Source organism: Mycobacterium sp. NPDC049093, assembly GCF_040704635.1.
GTDB lineage: Bacteria > Actinomycetota > Actinomycetes > Mycobacteriales > Mycobacteriaceae > Mycobacterium.
Genome location: NZ_JBEZJS010000006.1, coordinates 472462 through 491334, shown reverse-complemented (window position 1 = coordinate 491334; position 18873 = coordinate 472462). Strand labels below are relative to the sequence as shown.

General features: G+C 68.7%; 10 protein-coding genes. 9 read left to right on the top strand and 1 reads right to left on the bottom strand.

All coding sequences use genetic code 11. The features are described 5' to 3' along the window. Positions 1 to 75 precede the first annotated feature (75 nt). From AB0876_RS25570 to AB0876_RS25535, 8 genes are read left to right on the top strand one after another with little or no spacing between them, the layout of a single operon-like run. Positions 76 to 801, top strand: coding sequence for an AMP-binding protein (locus AB0876_RS25570; protein ID WP_491841319.1), 726 nt, complete (start codon positions 76 to 78; stop codon positions 799 to 801). Further along, positions 798 to 1544 (top strand): thioesterase II family protein, encoded by a 747-nt coding sequence (locus AB0876_RS25565; RefSeq protein WP_491841320.1) that lies wholly within the window; start codon positions 798 to 800, stop codon positions 1542 to 1544. The genes AB0876_RS25570 and AB0876_RS25565 overlap by 4 nt, the downstream gene beginning before the upstream one ends. Further along, entirely contained in the window at positions 1534 to 2874 is a 1341-nt protein-coding gene (locus AB0876_RS25560) for a beta-ketoacyl [acyl carrier protein] synthase domain-containing protein (protein WP_491841321.1), read from the top strand. Before AB0876_RS25565 ends, AB0876_RS25560 begins: the two co-directional genes overlap by 11 nt. Next, positions 2871 to 5909: a mycobactin polyketide synthase MbtD gene (gene mbtD / locus AB0876_RS25555; protein ID WP_491841322.1), complete on the top strand. Its 3039-nt coding sequence runs from the start codon at positions 2871 to 2873 to the stop codon at positions 5907 to 5909. The genes AB0876_RS25560 and mbtD overlap by 4 nt, the downstream gene beginning before the upstream one ends. Position 5910: 1 nt before the next feature. Next, positions 5911 to 11373, top strand: coding sequence for a non-ribosomal peptide synthetase (locus AB0876_RS25550; RefSeq protein WP_526043287.1), 5463 nt, complete (start codon positions 5911 to 5913; stop codon positions 11371 to 11373). Beyond that, the gene (locus AB0876_RS25545; protein WP_526043246.1) at positions 11370 to 15794 is read left to right on the top strand and encodes an amino acid adenylation domain-containing protein; all 4425 of its coding nucleotides are present in this window, start codon (positions 11370 to 11372) and stop codon (positions 15792 to 15794) included. Before AB0876_RS25550 ends, AB0876_RS25545 begins: the two co-directional genes overlap by 4 nt. After that, positions 15791 to 17119 carry an NADPH-dependent L-lysine N(6)-monooxygenase MbtG gene (mbtG, locus tag AB0876_RS25540; RefSeq protein WP_526043245.1) on the top strand — a complete coding sequence of 443 codons (1329 nt, stop codon included), beginning with the start codon at positions 15791 to 15793 and terminating at the stop codon, positions 17117 to 17119. Before AB0876_RS25545 ends, mbtG begins: the two co-directional genes overlap by 4 nt. After that, the gene (locus tag AB0876_RS25535; protein WP_526043244.1) at positions 17097 to 17309 is read left to right on the top strand and encodes an MbtH family protein; all 213 of its coding nucleotides are present in this window, start codon (positions 17097 to 17099) and stop codon (positions 17307 to 17309) included. The genes mbtG and AB0876_RS25535 overlap by 23 nt, the downstream gene beginning before the upstream one ends. Before the next feature lie 13 nt (positions 17310 to 17322). On the opposite strand, the gene AB0876_RS25530 is transcribed toward AB0876_RS25535, so the two are convergent. Next, the gene (locus AB0876_RS25530) at positions 17323 to 17637 is read right to left on the bottom strand and encodes a type II toxin-antitoxin system VapB family antitoxin (RefSeq protein WP_003879636.1); all 315 of its coding nucleotides are present in this window, start codon (positions 17635 to 17637) and stop codon (positions 17323 to 17325) included. Between the two features lie 204 nt (positions 17638 to 17841). On the opposite strand from AB0876_RS25530, the gene hrcA reads away from it, so the two are divergent. After that, positions 17842 to 18873 carry a heat-inducible transcriptional repressor HrcA gene (hrcA, locus tag AB0876_RS25525; RefSeq protein WP_064877965.1) on the top strand — a complete coding sequence of 344 codons (1032 nt, stop codon included), beginning with the start codon at positions 17842 to 17844 and terminating at the stop codon, positions 18871 to 18873.

The following is an 18873-nucleotide window of genomic DNA, read 5'->3' as shown; positions in this document are numbered from 1 at the left end:
AGGGCAGGCTTTGCTTATCGTCAGGAGGTCGTTGTGGACGCGGTGAGTCGCACGACTACGCAGACCATGCACGCAGTGGCGACAGAGCCGCTGCACCAGGGGTTCTTCACGCATGCGCAGGGTGCGCCCGACGACATCGCGGTGGTCGGCCCGACCACTCGCTGGACCTACGGGCAGCTGCGTGAGCAGGCGCTTGCGGTTTCCGGTGCGCTCGCGGTTGCCGGGGTACGCGTCGGCGACCGGGTCGCCGTCGTGGGGCCCACCGGCCTGGACACGGTGATCGCCTCACTGGGAATCCTGGCCGCCGGCGGCGTCTGCGTGCCGATCGACACGGCTGCCCCGGCCGAGCCGGTGCTGGAGCACACGGGCGTGCGGATGGCTCTGTTCACCGGTGACGGACCGCCCAACTGGCTGCCGGCGCTCACGGTCTCCGAGGCGCTGCGGATCGGGGCCCGCACCAGTGGCGTCACCCCGGTGCGTTCCGCGCCCGGCGACCCCGCGTTCCTGGGCTCGGTCGACGAGTCGGGGTATGCGGTGGTGACCCACGCTGCCGCTCACGACGCGGTCGTGGAGCTCACCGCCCGGCTCGGCGTCCACGCCGAAGACCGCATCGGTGCGTTCTCGGCTGCGGGCGCCGCGGCTCCGATCCTGATGATGCTGGTCGCACTGACCGCAGGCGCAGGCATCGTCGTTGCCGACGATGCCCCGCGCCGCAACCCCGAGCGGGGGATGAACGGCTTCGCCCTCGCTGTGCGGCATCGGGATGCGGTGGCCGCTCTCGACACCGCTGTGCCGTCGTGACCGGGCCGGATACCCAGATCACCGTCAAGCCCTGGGTCAAGCGTTATCCAGGGTCCCAAAGTTCGACAGCCACACTGGTTTTCCCGCACGCCGGGGGAGCGGCCGTGGCCTACCGGGGATTCGGAGCGGCACTGGCCGCGGCCGGCTCCGATGCCTATGTCATGCAGTACCCGCAGCGCGGCGACCGGCTGTCGCATCCGGCGGCGCCGACGGTGGGTGACCTCGCCAAGGATCTCTTCGACGCCGGGGATTGGGCCGGGATCGGGTCGCTCCGGTTGTTCGGACACTGCATGGGCGCCGTGGTGGCCTTCGAATTCGCCCGGATCGCCGAAAGAAACGGCGTGAGGATCGACGCCCTGTGGGTGTCGGCCAGCGAGGCGCCGTCAACCGTGGCCGCTGCGCCCGCACTGCCGATGGCCGAGTCCGAGATCATCGCTGAGATGGTCGATCTCGGCGGCACCGATGAGGCGCTGCTCGCCGACGACGACTTCGTCGAACTACTGCTGATGGCGGTGCGGGCCGACTACAGCGCCTTCAACCGCTACGCGTGTGACGCCGACGTGACGATCGCCGCGGACATCTACGCACTGGGTGGGGAAAGTGACCACCGCATCAGTGAGGACATGTTGCGGCGCTGGGAAACCCACACCACCGGTGCCTACACGTGCTCGATGTTCGACGGCGGGCATTTCTACCTCAACACCCAGCTCGAGGACGTGGCGGAGCTGGTGAATGAGCTCTAGCCGCCAGCTTCCCGGACCCGACAGCAGTGATCCGGTGGTGATCGTGGGGATGGCCCTCGAGGCGCCGGGCGGAATCGAAACTGCCGACGACTACTGGTCGCTGCTGACCGAGCAGCGCGAAGCCCTCGGCCGATTTCCCGCCGACCGCGGTTGGTCCGTTCGCGAACTGTTCGACGGCTCGCGCCGCGACGGGTTCAAGCGTATCCATGACCTGGGCGGATTCCTCTCCAGTGCAGCGACATTCGATCCCGCCTTCTTCGGGATCTCGCCGCGTGAGGCAGTGGCGATGGATCCGCAACAACGCATCGGGCTGCGGATCGCGTGGCGTGCGCTGGAGAACAGCGGCATCAACCCCGATGATCTAGCCGGGCACGACGTGGGTTGCTACGTCGGTGCATCGGGCCTGGAGTACGGGCCGGCGCTGTCGGAGTTCTCCCACCACAGCGGACATCTGATCACCGGCACCTCGCTCGGCGTCATCTCCGGCCGGATCGCCTACACGCTGGACCTGTGCGGTCCGGCACTGACCATCGACACCTCGTGCTCGTCGGCGTTGACGGCGTTCCACACCGCGGTCGGTGCGGTACGCGCGGGGGACTGCGACATGGCACTGACCGGCGGGGTCTGCGTGATGGGTACCCCCGGGTACTTCGTGGAGTTCTCCAAGCAGCACGCACTGTCCGACGACGGGCACTGCCGGCCGTACAGCGCACACGCCAGTGGCACGGTCTGGGCCGAAGGGGCGGCGATGTTCGTCCTGCAACGCAAATCGGCGGCCGTACGGGACGGTCGGCGAATCCTGGCCGAGGTGCGCGCCACGGCGGTGAACCAGGACGGTCGGACCACCGGTCTGACCGCACCCAGCGGCGCCGCACAGCAGCGCCTGTTCGCCAAGGCGATCGAGCGGGCCGCCGTCCGCCCGGAGGACGTCGGCATGATCGAGGGCCACGGCACCGGAACCCGACTCGGTGACCGGACCGAATTACATTCGTTGGCACAGACATACGGGGCCACCGAGCCCGGGTCCGGCGCGCTGTTGGGCTCGGTGAAATCCAACGTCGGGCACTCCCAGGCGGCCGCAGGCGGGCTCGGCCTGGCGAAGGTGATCCTGGCGGCCGAGCGTGCGGCCATCCCGGCCACCCTGCACGTCGACGAGGTCAGCCGGGAGATCGACTGGGACAGCCAAGGTCTGCGGCTGGCCACCAAGCTCACCCAATGGCCCGCGGTCAACGGCCAGCGCATCGGCGCGGTCTCGGCCTTCGGCATGAGCGGCACCAACGCGCACGCGATCGTCGCGGTGCCCGATGCGGCCGGTGAGGCTGCGGCATGAGCGAAGCTTGCGAGCGAATCATGCTGCCTGAGTGCGAAGTCCACTCACTTCCCGACGGGCGCACACCGGTCCTGCTCAGTGCCCACGCCGAGGAACTGATCGGAACCGACGCCGCGGCCATCCTGCGCTATCTCGACACCCGACCCGAGGTGAGTGCGGACGATGTCGCCACCACCCTGTGGGCCACCCGGCGCCTGCGCCGCCACCGCGCCGTGGTCCGGGCCGCCGACCGCGACGAACTGGCTGCGGGTCTGCGTGCATTGGCCGACGGCACGGACCATCCGCTGGTCACCCGCGCTCAAGGGGGTTCACCGGGATCACGTTCGAGTGCCCGCATCGCCTTTGTGTTCCCCGGCCAGGGCAGTCAATGGCCGTCGATGGGTGTAGCGGCCTACGAGCGGCTTCCTGCCTATCGGGCCGAGGTCGACAGGTGTGCCGCGCAGTTCGAGGCCGCCGGCGCCGCTTCGCCGCTGGACTACCTTCTGGCCGAGCCGGATTCGGCTGCCGTCACCAATGATTTCTCCCAGGTGCAGATCCAGGGCGCTCAGTTCGTCCACGGTGTGGCGCTGGCCCGGGTGTGGCGGTCCTGCGGTGTGCTGCCCGACATCACCGTCGGTCACAGCCTCGGCGAGATCGGCGCGGCCTACGTGGCCGGCACCATCACCCTGCCCGACGCAGTGGCCGTGGTGATCGCCCGCGCCACCGTGTTGGACCGGTTGACCGGGCCCTACCGCGTCGCGGTCCTCGGGATCACACCCGAGGAAGCCTCGAAGGTGATCGACGAAACCCCGGGTTGGCTGGAACTGTCGGTGGTGAACTCCCGCTCATCGGTTGCGGTGTCGGGGGAGACCGAAGCGGTGGCCGCAGCGGTGGCGATCGTGGCCGGGCGCGGAGCGTTCGCCAAAGAGATCGAGATGTGGTTCCCGGCACACACCACTGCGCTGGATGGGTCGCGCGGTGAGCTCGAATCACTGCTTCCCTCAGCAGGATTCACTGAGTCACCGGTGCAGTTCATCGGCTCGGCCACCGCCGACGTGGTGGCGGCCGGAACCGGATTCGCCGACTACTGGTACACCAACCTGCGCAGCACGGTGCGCTTCGACCGCGCCATCGAGATGGCCGCGCGGCGCGGCGCCCGGATCTTCGTCGAACTCTCCGCACATCCGGCGCTGCTGTTCGCCATGGGCGACCTGCTTGACGACGCGGCCGAACTCACCGGCGGGCCGGTGGTGATGGTGGGATCGGGCCGGCGCGACGAACCGGTCCCCGACCGGCTCAGTGCCAACATCGTCTCCGTCGCGATGGCCGACGCCGGCTACCGCTGGAGCGATCTCCCGAACCATGGCGCCGAGTCGCTGCGCGACTTCCCGTTCGCGCCGATGCGTGCCGAACACCTCTGGGCCACAGCACAACCGCTACCACCGGTCGACGGCTTGACGGTGGCCGTCGAGCATTGGCAGAACCACGGCCGTCCCACCGCGCCTGCCGGGCAGCGCCGGATCGCGGTGCTCGATCTGGCAGCCGGACAGGGACCCGCCGCCACGCTGCAACGTGCAGTCGAGGAGATGGACGTAACCACCGCGGTCGCCCCCGCCGACGCCGATCTGCTGGTCGTGGTCGCGCCGGTGGCCGAGCACGACGGTGCCGTGGCCGCGGCAGAATCCCTGAGCCGCCGCGTCGATGAGGGGCTCCTGGGTTATGTCGGGGCGATCTCGCCGGAGACCCGCGACGTCTGGCTGGTCACCGTCGGTGGTGAAACCACCGGCGACGGAGCGCAGCGCCCACGGCCCGAGGCTGCCGCACTGGCGGCGATGCACCGTAGCCTGGGCTACGAACAGCCCGACCAGACCTTCCGCCACCTGGATCTGGCCGAGTCGGTCGTCGACCCCGCCACCGCGGTGACTGCGATCACCGCCATGCTGACCGATGCCGAAGACATCGCCTTGCGGGGCAACGGTTCCGCACTCGAGGTCTGGCACCGTGGGATGCGCGATGACACCTCCGATGCCCGGTCCTGGACCGCCGAATCGGGGGTGTTCGACGAGGTGGTCATCACCGGCGGAGCCGGCGCGGTGGGCCTGCACTATGCCCGTCACCTGGCCGGGCAGGGGGCCCGGCGCATCGTGCTGCTCAGCCGCAGCGGCCTCGATGACACGCAACTGGCCGCGCTGGCCGCCCCCGGCACCGAGATCGTCGCTCCCCGGTGCGATCTCACCGACCCGGCACAGATCGCCGCGACGGTCGCCGAACTCGCGGTCGGCCCGGCCTCGCTGGTGATCCACGCGGCCGCGTCCGCCACGATCGCCGCCGGCGACGAGCTGACCGGGCCGACGGTGCGGGATACTCTTGCGGCCAAGGTGAGCGGACTGGCCAACCTGGCCGCGGCCTGGCCGATGCGCCCGGATGTCCGGATCGTGTTGTGCTCCTCGGTGTCCGGCCTGTGGGGCGGGTATGGCCACGCCGCGTACTCGGCGGCCAACCGGCTGCTCGACGCCCTCGGTGCGCAGCTGCGTGAACGCGGTCGGCACTGCACCTCGGTGCGGTGGGGACTGTGGCCGGGAGACGGCATCATCGATTCGGGTGAGATCAGCCGGGTCGAGCGGTCGGGCCTGCGGGCCATGGCACCCGACCGGGCAGTGGAAGCCGGGCTGCGTGATTACCCGGCCGATCCACTCGTGTTCACGGCCGACGCCGAACGGCTGCGGACCTTCCTCGGTGCAGCGGCCCAACCCGATCCGGTCCTCGACACTGCCGAGGCTCCGCCCGAGGACGCCGGGGAGACGGCCGATGCCACCGGCGCGATGCGGATCGCGCTCGGTGCGGTGTTGAAGCTCGACGACACCACCGGACTGGATCTCGACGCGTCCCTGCTGGATCTCGGCGTCGACTCGCTACTCGCGATCGACCTACGTAAGAAGCTCAAGAAGGCCACCGGCCGTGCCGTGCCGCTGGCCACCATCCTCGGTGGCGCCACCGCCGCCGAAGTGATCGAGCATTTGGAAAGACCTGAAAAGGAAGCATTTTCGCGTGACTGACATGGTTAGTGCCGATTCGGCAGCCCCAAGCACCTCCGACGCGCGTCTGGAGCTGATGCGGCGCAGGCTTGCCGAGCGGGGCCTCGCGTCAGCCTCGGGGGAGTCCGGTCAGGGGGACGCAGGCGCCGCGAGCGCGCCGGTCGATCCCACCGTGCTGTCGGACGGGCAGCGGCGGATGTGGTTCGTGCAGGGTTTCGATCCGAGCGGGGTCCTGCTCAACATCTGCCTGTCCTACCGACTCGACGGCGTGATCGACGCCGAGCGCCTGCACGACGCGCTGATTGCGGTGGCACAACGGCACCCGATCCTGCGCACCACCTACCGGGCCGACGAGAACGGCGAGCCGACGGCGACGGTGCAGGACGACCTGACCCCGGGGTGGACGGTGCACGACCTGTCCGACAAGTCCGAGCGGGCGCGCAAGCTGCGCCTCGAGGTGCTGGCTCAGCGTGAATTCGGCACCGCCTTCGACCTGGGTAGCGATTCGCCGCTGCGGATCACGTTGATCAAGACCGGCCCGAGCGAACACGTGATGCTGCTTGTGGCGCATCACATTGCCTGGGACGACGGCTCGTGGCGGGTGTTCTTCGCCGACCTGACCCGGGCGTACAGCGGAGCGCAGCTCGCCGAGACGCCGCGCGTCACGGTAGCCGAGGCTCCGGACGGTGACGCGGACCTGGCGTACTGGCGCGAGGTGCTGGCCGCTCCGCCGGAGCCTCTGGAGCTCCCTGGACCCGCGGGTTCGGTGGTGCCCAGCGGGTTTCGTTCCCAGCGCAGCACGGTCCGGCTGTCCGCCGAGACCGTCCGGCAGGTGGCGGCACTGGCCCGCGACACCGGGGCCACCCCCTACATGGTGTTGCTCGCGGCGTTCGGTGCACTCGTCCACCGCTACACCCACACCGACGACTTCCTGGTCGCCACGCCGGTTCTGAACCGCGACACCGACGAAACCATCGGCTACTACGGCAACACGGTGGCGATGCGACTGCGGCCACAGGCCACGCTCGGATTCCGAGGACTGGTCGAGGCCACCCGCGACACCGCCATCGGTGCCTTCACACATCAGCGGGTCAACCTCGACCGCGTGGTGGCCGAACTGAACCCGGACCGGCGCCACGGCGCCGAGCGGATGACCCGGGTGAGTTTCGGGTTCCGCGAGCCCGACGGCGGCGGGTTCCGCCCGGACGGTGTGACGTGCGAACGCGCAGAGCTACGCGGCCAACACACCCAGCTGCCGTTGGGTTTCATGGTCGAACTGGACGCCGAGGGTGCGGTGGTGGAGGCCGAACATCTCACCGAGGTGCTGGATGCCGACCTCGCCGCCCAGATGCTGCGACACTTCGGGGTACTGCTCGACAGTGCGCTCGCCGAGCCCGACCGGCCGCTGGCCGCGCTGGACCTGTTCACCTCCGAGGACACCGAGTGGATGCGTTCGGTGTCGACGGGTGAGCAGTTCGACACGCCCGCAACCACATTGGCAGCACTCGTCACCGAGCAGGCCGCTCGTACCCCCGATGCCATCGCGGTGGTCTACGAGGGCCGCCACTACAGCTATCGCGAGATCAACGAGTCGGCTAACCGGCTGGCGCACTGGCTGATCGAGCAGGGCATCGGCACCGAGGACCGGGTGGCGGTGCTGCTGGAGAAGTCGCCCGAGCTGGTCATCACGGCACTGGGCATCGTCAAGGCCGGTGCGGTGTACCTGCCGGTGGACCCGACCTATCCCGAGGACCGGCTCACCTACATTCTTTCCGACTCCGACCCGAAAACCATTCTGCGCGAGCCGGTCGACGGGCTGGAGAACTATCCGGCCACCGATCCCACCGACGCCGAGCGGATCCGCCCGCTGCGCCCCGACAACACCGCATACCTGATCTACACCTCGGGATCCACCGGCCTGCCCAAGGGCGTGCCGGTGCCGCACCGGCCGATCGCCGAGTACTTCGTCTGGTTCGGCGGCGATTACGAGGTCACCGAGGACGAACGCCTGCTGCAGGTGGCCTCGCAGAGCTTCGACGTGTCGATCGGTGAGATCTTCGGCATGCTCGCCGCGGGTGCGCGCCTGGTGATCCCGAAGCCCGGTGGCCTGGGCGACATCGGCTATCTCACCGACCTGCTGCGCAACGAGGGCATCACCTCGATGCACTTCGTCCCGTCGTTGCTCGGGCTGTTCCTGTCGCTGCCCGGTGTCAACGAGTGGCGCACGCTGCAGCGCGTGCCGATCGGTGGCGAGGCGTTGCCCGGGGAGATCGCCGACAAGTTCCTCGCCACCTTCGATTCCCTGCTGCACAACTTCTACGGACCCACCGAAACGGTGCTCAACTGCACCCGTTACAAGGTGGAGGGCAAGCAGGGCTCCCGGATCGTGCCGATCGGCACGCCGAAGATCAACACCACGATCCACCTGCTCGACGACGCGCTGCAGCCCGTTCCGGTCGGCGTGATCGGCGAGATCTACATCGGTGGAACACATGTCGCGCACGGGTATCACGACCGCCCGCGACTCACCGCGGAACGGTTCGTCGCCGACCCGTTCAATCCCGGCGGACGGATGTACCGGTCCGGTGACCTGGCTCGGCGGAACGCCGACGGTGACATCGAGTTCGTCGGCCGCGCCGACGAGCAGGTCAAGGTCCGCGGCTTCCGAATCGAACTGGGCGAGGTCTCCTCGGCCATTTCCGTCGACCCGTCGGTGGGGCAGGCCGTGGTGGTCGTCAGCGACCTGCCGTCACTGGGCAAGAGCCTGGTCGCCTACATCACGCCGGCCGCCGGCGCCGAACGGGTCGAGATCGACCGCATCCGGGCCAGGGTGACCGCCGCACTGCCCGAGTACATGATCCCGGCAGCGTTCGTCGAGCTGGCCGAGATCCCGATCACTGCGCACGGCAAGATCGATCGGCGGGCACTGCCAGAACCGGAGATCCGTTCGGCCACCGAATTCCGCGCACCGGACACCGAAACCGAACACGAGATCGTCGCCCTGTTCGGTGACCTGCTCGAGCGAGACGGTGTCGGCGCCGACGATTCGTTCTTCGATCTTGGCGGTCACTCCCTGCTGGCCACCAAACTCGTTGCCGCGGTACGGGCCCGGTTCGGGGTCGACCTCGGGGTGGCCGACGTGTTCGAGAACGCCACGGTGGCGGGTCTGGCCGCTCGGGTCGACGAATTGCAGGCCTCGGGTACCGGCGTCGGCCTGCCCCCGATCGTGGCCGCACAACACAGCGGACCGTCGCAGATGTCGCCGGCCCAGCACCGGCAGTGGTTCCAGTTCCGCATCGACGGACCCAACCCGGTCAACAACGTGCCCTTTGCGGCCCGGCTGACCGGACCCTGCGACGTCGAGGCCCTGGCAGCGGCGGTCAGCGATGTGGTTTCCCGACACGAGATCCTGCGCACCACCTACCGCGAAATCGACGGTGTCCCTTACCAGGTCATCCATCCCGCGGCCCCGGTCACGGTCCGCCGTGCCGACGGCTCCGGTGAGGACTGGTTGCAGAGCGAACTCGATACCGAGCGGCGCTACTGCTTCGACCTGGAGAACGAGTGGCCGATCCGCGCGGCGGTGCTGTCCACTCCGGGTGCGCACGTCCTGTCGCTGATCGTGCACCACATCGCCGCCGACCACTGGTCGGGCGCGGTGCTGTTCACCGATCTGATGACCGCCTACCACGCCCGCCGCGCCGGCACGGCACCTTACTGGGCGCCGTTGCCGGTCCAGTACGCCGACTTCGCGGACTGGCAGGCCGAAGTGCTTTCGGGCGCCGACGAGCGGATCGCCGAGCAACGCGACTACTGGACAAGGCAGCTGGCCGGTCTGTCGGCCGACCATGATGTCGAGAACGGCCTGCAACCGGACTTTCCCCGCCCGCCGGTGCCGACCGGCGAGGGTACGGCGCTCGATTTCACCATCGACGTGGGCGTCCGGGACAAGCTCGTCGAACTCGCCCGTGAACTCGGCGTCACCGAGTTCATGGTGCTGCAGGCCGCCGTTGCGATCGCCTTGCACAAATCCGGGCAGGGCACCGACATCGCGCTGGGCACACCGGTGGCCGGACGCACCGCACCTGAGCTCGACGCGCTGATCGGGTTCTTCATCAACATCGTGGTGCTGCGCAACGACCTGTCCGGCAACCCGACACTGCGGGAGGTGCTGCGGCGTTCCCGTGACATGGCGCTGGCCGCGTACAAGCACCAGGACCTGCCGTTCGACCGGGTGGTCGACGCGGTGAGCCCGGTGCGCTCGCTGGCACGCAACCCGCTGTTCGGCGTGGTGGTGCACGTGCGTGAGGACCTGCCGGCAAGTCAGGTCATCGATACCGGTGCCGACGGTGAAACCCTTTTCACCGCACTGGAACCCACGTTCGACGTGGCCCATGCAGATCTGTCGCTCAATTTCTTCGCCGAAGCCGGTGCCGGATATCGGGCCACCGTCATCTACCGCACCGAGCTCTACGAGGCGGCCACCGCAGAGCGTCTCGTGGACTGGCTGCACCGCATCGTCGGGGCATTCGCCGGTGATGCCGACCAGACGGTGCGCGACATCGCGGTGCTCGATGCGGCCGAACGCGACCTGCTGGTCGATGACTGGAGCCGCAAGGCGGCGCCGCCGGCCGGGCTGCCGCAGACCGAGGGCGCAGATCGCGTCTACCTGCTGGACGAATGGCGGCAACCAGCGGCCATCGGTGTCGTGGGTGACGTCTACTACGCCGGCGGTGCGGTGGACGAGGCAGCCGGCGCGGCCACCGGCGTCGGTGCCGATCGCTTCGCGCCCAACCTGTTTGGGGGCGGGCGGTTGTATCGCACCGGAGACCGGGCCCGCTGGACCGTCGACGGCCGGCTGGAGCCCATCACCACCGGTGAACCGCGTCTGCAGGCTGTCCTGGAAGGGCTCGACGGGGTGGCTGCCGCGGCGACCCGGCATTGGGAGACCCGCGGTGCCACCACCCTGGCCGGCTACGTGGTCCTCGAGCCCGGAACCGTCGACACCGAGACCGTCCTGGAGACCGTGCGAGCTGCGCTGCCAGAGGAATTCGTCGGGGCGGTGCTGACGGTCGTCGAGAGCATCGAGCCCGCCGGGCTGACCCGTCCGCGGATCACCACGACGGCGCCCGCCGAACCGCCGGCCACTCCGACCGAGGTGACGCTGGCGGCGATGCTGGTGACCCTGCTCGGTGCCACCGACGTGGGCCGGTACGACGACTTCTTCACTCTCGGCGGCGACAGCATCCTGGCCGTGCAACTCGCGGCGCGGGCCCGCGATGCCGGCGTGGCGATGACGGCCCGCATGGTGTTCGAGTATCCCGGGCTGGCCGACCTGGCCGCCGCGATCGACGGCGCCGGTGACGACGGCGACACCGTAACTGCTGACGTGCATCATGAGCCGATGTCCGCCTCGGGCCTGTCGCCCGACGAACTCGCCGCGTTGACCGCGGGATGGGGACAGGACCAGGGGATCTCGACATGACGACCACCGGAACGCCACCGGGCGTCGAGGATGTCCTTGCGCTGAGCCCACTGCAACAGGGGCTGTACTCCCTGGCCGGTCTGACCGAGGGTGACGAGGGGGCGGACCCCTACCTCATCGCGATGGCCGCCGACATCGACGGGGCAGTGGACGCCGAGTTGCTGCGGGCCTGTGCCGAGGCGATGCTGGTGCGCCATCCCAACCTGCGGGCCAGCTTCTTCCAGGGAAACCTGAGCCGCCCGGTCGCAGTGGTCCCGTCGGCCGTCGAACTGCCGTGGCGGCATGTGCAGGCCGATGACGCGCAGACGCTCGTCCTGGAATCCGAGGAACGTGCCCGGCGCTTCGACCTGGGTCGCGGGCCGCTGATCCGATTCCTGCTCATCGAAAAGCCTGGGCAACGTTGGCGTCTGGTGATCGTTGCCCATCACATCGCGATCGACGGCTGGTCGTTGCCGGTGTTCGTCGGTGAGCTGATCGCGCTCTACGGGGCGAAGGGGGACGCGACCGCGTTGCCCTCGGCGGTGCGCCCGTATCGCGACTACATCGGCTGGCTGGCCGGGCGCGATCAGGCGGACAGCCGGGCTCGGTGGCAGGCGCATCTGTACGACATGGACGCCCCCACCTTGTTGTCGCCGGCGTTGTCCGGACGGGCGGCCGAGCCGGGTCTGCCGGCTCGCACCGAGGTGACCCTCGACGAGCAACAGTCCGCTGCGATCTTCGAGGCCGCCCGGAAACGTGGCGTCACAGTCAACACCCTGTTCCAGATGGCTTGGGCGACAATTCTTTCGGTCTTCACCGACCGTACCGACGTGGTGTACGGCGTCACGGTGTCGGGCCGCCCGGACGAGCTGGCCGGCGTCGAGTCGATGGTCGGCCTGTTCATCAACACGGTGCCGCTACGGGTCCGGGTCGACCCCGGCCTTCCTGTCGGCGGTCAGTGCCTGGCGCTGCAACGCGAAGCCGCCGAGCTGCGCGAGCACAGCTACCTCAGCCACACCGAGTTGCGTTCACTCGGTGGGATCGGCGAGCTGTACGACACGCTGCTCGTCTACGAGAACTTCCCGCCCGGGGGGCTGGTCGGCAGCGACGAGTTCGCTCTCGGTGAGGCCGTGTTGCGGCCCGCGGCGTTGGAGAGCCTGTCCCACTTCCCGGTCACCATCGCCGCGCATCCGACCCATGGCCGGCTCACGGTGCTCGTCGAAACCCTCGACGGGGCACTGGGACAGCTCGATCCGCGGGCTCTGGGACTGCGGGTGCTGACCGTGGTCCAGCGGCTGTTGGACAGCTGGGAGCGTCCGCTGCGCGAAGTAGCGGTCACCCTCGATGACGAGCCTCGGCCCGTCGGTGCGCCACCGATCACCCAGCGCGACGGTGGTTTCCACACCAGTTTCAGCGAGACCGCCGCCGAGCGCCTCGGTTCGGTGGCACTGAGCTGGGACGGGGGAGAGCTCAGCTATCGCGAACTCGACGAGGCGGCCGACCGCCTGGCTGCCGAGCTGGTCCGCCGTGGCGTGTCCGTCGAGATTCCGGTCCCGATCCGGTTGCGACGTGGGCCCGACTACGTGGTGGCGATGCTCGCGGTGCTCAAGGCGGGCGCGCTGATCGTGCCACTGGATCCGGCCATGCCCGACGAGCGGGTTGCCGAGATCCTCCGCCAGATCGGCTCAGGCCGTCACGCGCTGGTCGTCGACGAAACCCTGCTGGCATCTGTCGATTCCGGAGCGGACACCGACTACCGGCCCGCACCGGTGTATCCCGAGCAGGGCGCCTACATCGTGTTCACCTCGGGGACGACCGGAAAACCCAAGGGCGTCATCGGAACCCATCAGGCGCTGCTGGCCTATTGCGCCGACCATGCCCGTCAGGTGCTGCGGCCGGCGGCCGAGCGCCTCGGTCGTCCGCTGCGCGTCGCCCACGCGTGGTCGTTCACGTTCGATGCGGCTTGGCAGCCGCTGGCAGCCCTGCTCGACGGGCACACCGTGCACATCGTCTCCGACGAGGTGCAGCGCGACGCCGAGGCTCTGGTGGAGACCATCGGGCGCTTCGCCATCGACATGATCGACACCACGCCGTCGATGTTCGCATCCCTGCGGGCCGCCGGCCTGCTCACCCAGGTGCCGTTGGCGGTGCTGGCGCTCGGCGGCGAGGCCATCGACACCGTCACCTGGCAGGGGATCCAGGCCGAATGCGAGCGCACCTGGATGTCGGCCCACAACTGTTACGGCCCGACCGAGACCACGGTGGAAGCCGTCGTCGCGTCGATTGCCGAATATCCGCAGCCCGGTATCGGACGTCCCACAGAGTCGACCGCGGCTTACGTCCTCGACGGCTGGCTCCGCCCGGTCCCTGACGGCGTGTGCGGCGAACTGTATTTGGCCGGTGGCCAATTGACCCGCGGCTACCTCGGCAGGCCAGGGGAGACGTCCGGACGGTTCGTCGCCGATCCGTTCACGCCGGGTGCCCGGATGTACCGCACCGGTGACGTGGTGCGCCGACGGGTCGACTCGAATGCCCTCGAGTTTCTCGGCCGCAGCGACGATCAGGTCAAGATCCGTGGTTTTCGGGTGGAGCCCGGGGAGGTGGCCGCGACGCTGCACGCCCATCCCGGGGTGCGGCATGCCCATGTGGCGGTACGGCAGCACCGCAGCGGGCCGCGCCTGATCGCGTATGTGGTCACCGACACCCCGGTCACCGAGTTGCGGGGGATGCTGACCGACACCCTGCCAAGGCATCTGGTGCCCCACCACATCGTGGCAGTCGACGAGATTCCACTGACCACCAACGGCAAGGTCGACGACGCTGCGCTGGCGGCGCTGGGTACCGGCGGCCGCTCCGAAGGGGCCGAGCACCCCGCCACCGACACCGAGCGGCTGCTGGCTCAGGTGCTGTCCGAGGTGCTGGGGACTACTGACGGCGCGGGCGTGGACGTCACCGCCGACTTCCTCGATCTCGGGCTGGACAGCATCGTGGCCCTGTCGGTGGTGCAGGCTGTGCGGCGCCGTGGCGTGGCCTTGCGTGCCCGCCTGATGCTGGATTGTGCGACGGTCCGCGAGCTCGCGGCCGCGATCGATGCCGATGCCGACGCCGTCGCGCAGGACCGAGATGCGGCCGACCACGCCGTACCCGAAACCACCCCGATCCCGCTGCTGCCCAATGGGCGCTGGCTGTACCAGTACGGCGACCCTCGTCGGCTGGCCCAGACCGAGGTGTTCCGGCTGCCCGGCGGGATCACCCGGGCTCAGCTGGAAACCCTGCTGCGCAATGTGATCGACGGACATGAGGTGCTGCGCACCCGTTTGGACCTGGAGACCCTGACGCTCGTCCCTCATGAGCGCGGTGAGGTGCTCTCGGAGGCGACCGGCTCGGGTGAGCTCGATGCCGCGGTGGCCGAACAGGCCGACCTCTCGGTGCAACGCCTCGATCCTGAGAACGGGTCGATGCTCGATGCGGTGTGGCTGCATCACCCGCAGACGCAGGGTGGGCTGCTGATCCTCACCGCCCATGTGCTGGCACTGGACCCCGCATCGTGGCGGATCCTGGTCGGTGAGCTCGAAAATGCCTGGCATGCACTGGCTTCCGGGAGAAAACCGCTGCCGGTGAGGGAACATACCTCGCTACGGCAGTGGTCCCGGCTGCTGTCCGAGCGCGCTGCCACGCTCGACACCTGCGGCTTCTGGGAGCGGCAGTTCGATGGTGACGACCCGGACATCGGGGCGCGCCGGGTCGATCCGGCCTCCGACCGGATGGCCGGTGTGACCGTCAAGATGGCCTTCGCCGAACCCGACGTGACGGCCCGACTGCTCACCGGCGCAGTGCCGGTGACCGAGGTGCTGGCCGCGGCAACCGCTCGGGCGCTGACCGATTGGCGCCGCCACCGCGGCCAGCCGACCTCGGCGCCACTGTTGGCGATGGAGACCCACGGCAGGTCGGATGCGGTGGTGTCGGACCACGACGAGGTGGACACCGGCGATACCGCCGGGCTGCTCAGCATGATCTACCCTTTGCGTCTGAGTGCCGATGACGCCCACGGGGTGGCCGCGCAGGTGGCGGCGATCCCCGGCGATGCCATCGACTACGGGCTGCTGCGTTACCTGCGCGACGACACCGCCGAACGACTGGGTTCTCATCGGGATCCGCAGGTACTGCTCAACTATCTGGGCCGGATCGAACTGGATGCATCCGATCACGCCCTGCTGCAGGACCGGTCGTTGGTGACCGGCGTAACCCCGATTCCGGAACCGAATGTCGCTGTGCGCCATGAGCTGACGATCATGGCCGCGGTGATCGACCGCGACGGGTCGGCCGTGCTCGGCACCCAGTGGCGGACCGTGCCCGACATTCTGTCCGCCGAGGACATCGCCACCCTGCAGGAGATGTGGTTGGACGCGTTACGAGAGGTGTTGCGAGAGGTGACCCCATGAGTACCCCATCGGCCCCCACCCTGGCCGTCATCGGTGCCGGTCCCAAGGCCATCGCGGTGGCGGCCAAGGCCGCCGAACTGCGCGCGATGGGCGCGCCGGCCCCCGAGGTCGTCGTCGTCGAACGTGCCGGGGTGGCCGCCAACTGGCAGGCCGTCGGTGGTTGGACCGATGGCAACCATCGCCTCGGCACCGGTCCCGAGAAGGACGTCGGTTTCCCCTACCGGTCATCTCTGGTGTCGCGGCGTAACGCCGAACTCGACGAACGGATGACCCGGCACAGTTGGCAGGCCTACCTGATCGCCACAGGCGGATTCGCCGAATGGGTCGACCGCGGCCGGCCCGCACCGACCCACCGGCGCTGGAGCCAGTATCTGGGCTGGGTGGCCGAGGACGTCGGGATGAACGTGGTTCTCGGTGAGGTGGAACAGATCTCGGTCGACGGTGACGCCGGCGGTGCCGGTAGTTCGACAGGTGCGCACCGCTGGGTGCTGCGCACCGCCGAGGACTCCGTCACCGCCGACGGCCTGATGATCACCGGACCCGGTCAGGCCGAACGTTCGGTGCTGCCCGGTAATCCCCGGGTGATGTCGATCGCCCAGTTCTGGCATCAGGCCGGCAAGCACGAGATGATCACCGCGGAGCGAGTCGCCGTGATCGGAGGCGGCGAGACGGCCGCTTCGATGCTCAATGAGCTTTTCCGCCACCGGGTTTCGACAATCACCGTGATCTCGCCGACGGTCACCCTGTTCACCCGCGGTGAGGGATTCTTCGAGAACACCCTGTTCTCGGATCCGACCGGATGGACCGGGCTGACCATGGCAGAGCGTCGGGATGCCCTGGCCCGCACCGATCGTGGGGTGTTCTCGGCGCGGGTGCAGGACGCCCTGCTGGCCGACGACCGGATCCGCCACCTGCGGGGCCGGGTCGCACATGCAGTGGCCCGCGACGAGCGGATCCGTCTGACGCTGTCGACCAACACCGGCGGCGAAGCGGTCGAGACAGTCCACGGCTTCGACCTCGTGATCGACGGGTCCGGTGCCGACGCGTTGTGGTTCGCCCCGTTGTTCAGCCAGGACGCGCTCGACCTGCTCGAGCTCGGCCTCGGCGGTCCGCTGAGCAGTGATTCGCTGCAGGAGCACATCGGCCATGACCTGGCACTGACCGATGTGTTCCCCAAGTTGTTCCTGCCGGGACTGGCCGGCCTCACCCAGGGCCCCGGCTTCCCGAACCTGAGCTGTCTCGGCCTGTTGTCCGACCGGGTACTGGGTGCGAACCTGGTCCACCCCTCGATGAGGAGACTCGATGAGTTCCAATCCGTTCGATGACGAGAACGGCGCGTTCTGCGTACTGGTCAACGATGAGGACCAGCACAGCCTGTGGCCGGCATTCGCCGAGGTGCCCGCAGGCTGGCAGGTGGTCTTCGGTGCGGCCGGTCGGGCCGAGTGCCTGAGCTACGTCGAGCAGAACTGGCCCGACATCCGGCCCCGCAGCCTGCGTGAGGCGCTGGCCGGCTAGCGGGTAACTGGACTCACACCGGGTTCGGGGCGAGCGCGTCCATGTCGAACAACCGGGCATGCAGGATGGTGCGGTTCCGCAGGGCCGAACGCACGGCCCGGTGCAGTCCGTCTTCCAGGTAGATGTCGCCGCGCCACTTCACCGCGTGCGGAAACAGGTCGCCGTAGAAGGTCGAGTCTTCGGACAGCAACCGATCAAGGGCGAGCACCGTGGTGGTCGTGACCAGCTCATCGAGGCGCAGCTGCCGCGGCGGGATGCGGGACCAGTCCCGGTGGGAGAGCCCGTGCTCCGGGTACGGTTTGCCCTCTTGGACGCCCTTGAAGATCATCGCCGGCCCGCCTCCGTCGCAGTAGCGCGCGGTGTTGCCATCGGCATAGTTGCCTAGGTTAATACGCTTGTGGGTAAGCGCCCGCGCCGGTGTCGCCCGGCGTGCTGGTGTGGACCTGTCACCGCAGAATCGGTAAACCTGCTGCTGGTCAGTAAAATGAACCGAGCTAAATGCACGTCGCTGCTGCGAAGGGTAGGTGAACAGGTGGGGAGTGCCGACGAGCGTCGTTTCGAGGTGCTACGCGCCATCGTCGCCGACTTCGTGGCCACCAAGGAGCCGATCGGCTCCAAGACGCTGGTGGACCGTCACAACCTCGGCGTATCGAGCGCCACGGTCCGCAATGACATGGCGGTGCTCGAAGCCGAGGGCTACATCACCCAGCCGCACACGAGCTCGGGCCGGGTGCCCACCGAGAAGGGCTACCGCGAGTTCGTCGACCGGATCGACAACGTCAAGCCGCTGTCCTCATCGGAGCGCCGGGCGATCCTGTCCTTCCTGGAGTCCGGGGTCGACCTGGACGATGTGCTGCGGCGCGCGGTGCGCCTGCTGGCGCAGCTGACCCGGCAGGTCGCGATCGTGCAGTACCCGACGCTTTCGACGTCGTCCGTGCGCCACCTCGAGGTGGTGGCACTGACGCCGGCCCGGTTGCTTCTGGTGGTCATCACCGATTCGGGCCGGGTGGATCAGCGCATCGTGGAACTCGGCGATGCCATCGACGAGCATGAGCTGTCGAAACTGCGCGAGATGCTGGGGCAGGCGCTGGAGGGCAAGCCACTGACAGCGGCGTCGATCGCGGTGAGCGATCTGGCCACTCACCTCAACGGCCACGGCGCACTGGCTGATGCCGTCGGCCGATCGGCGACAGTTCTGGTCGAGACGCTCGTCGAGCACACCGAAGAACGACTGCTGCTGGGCGGCACCGCCAACCTGACCCGCAACACCGCCGATTTCGGCGGATCGCTGCGGTCGGTGCTGGAGGCGCTCGAAGAGCAGGTGGTAGTACTGCGGCTGTTGGCGGCCCAGCAGGAAGCGGGCAAGGTAACCGTGCGGATCGGTCATGAGACCGAGGCCGAGCAGATGCTGGGAACGTCGGTGGTGAGCACCACGTACGGCAGCTCGGGCAAGGTGTACGGCGGAATGGGTGTGGTCGGTCCCACCCGAATGGACTACCCGGGAACGATCGCCAATGTTGCGGCGGTTGCTCTTTATATCGGCGAAGTCCTAGGTACTCGGTAA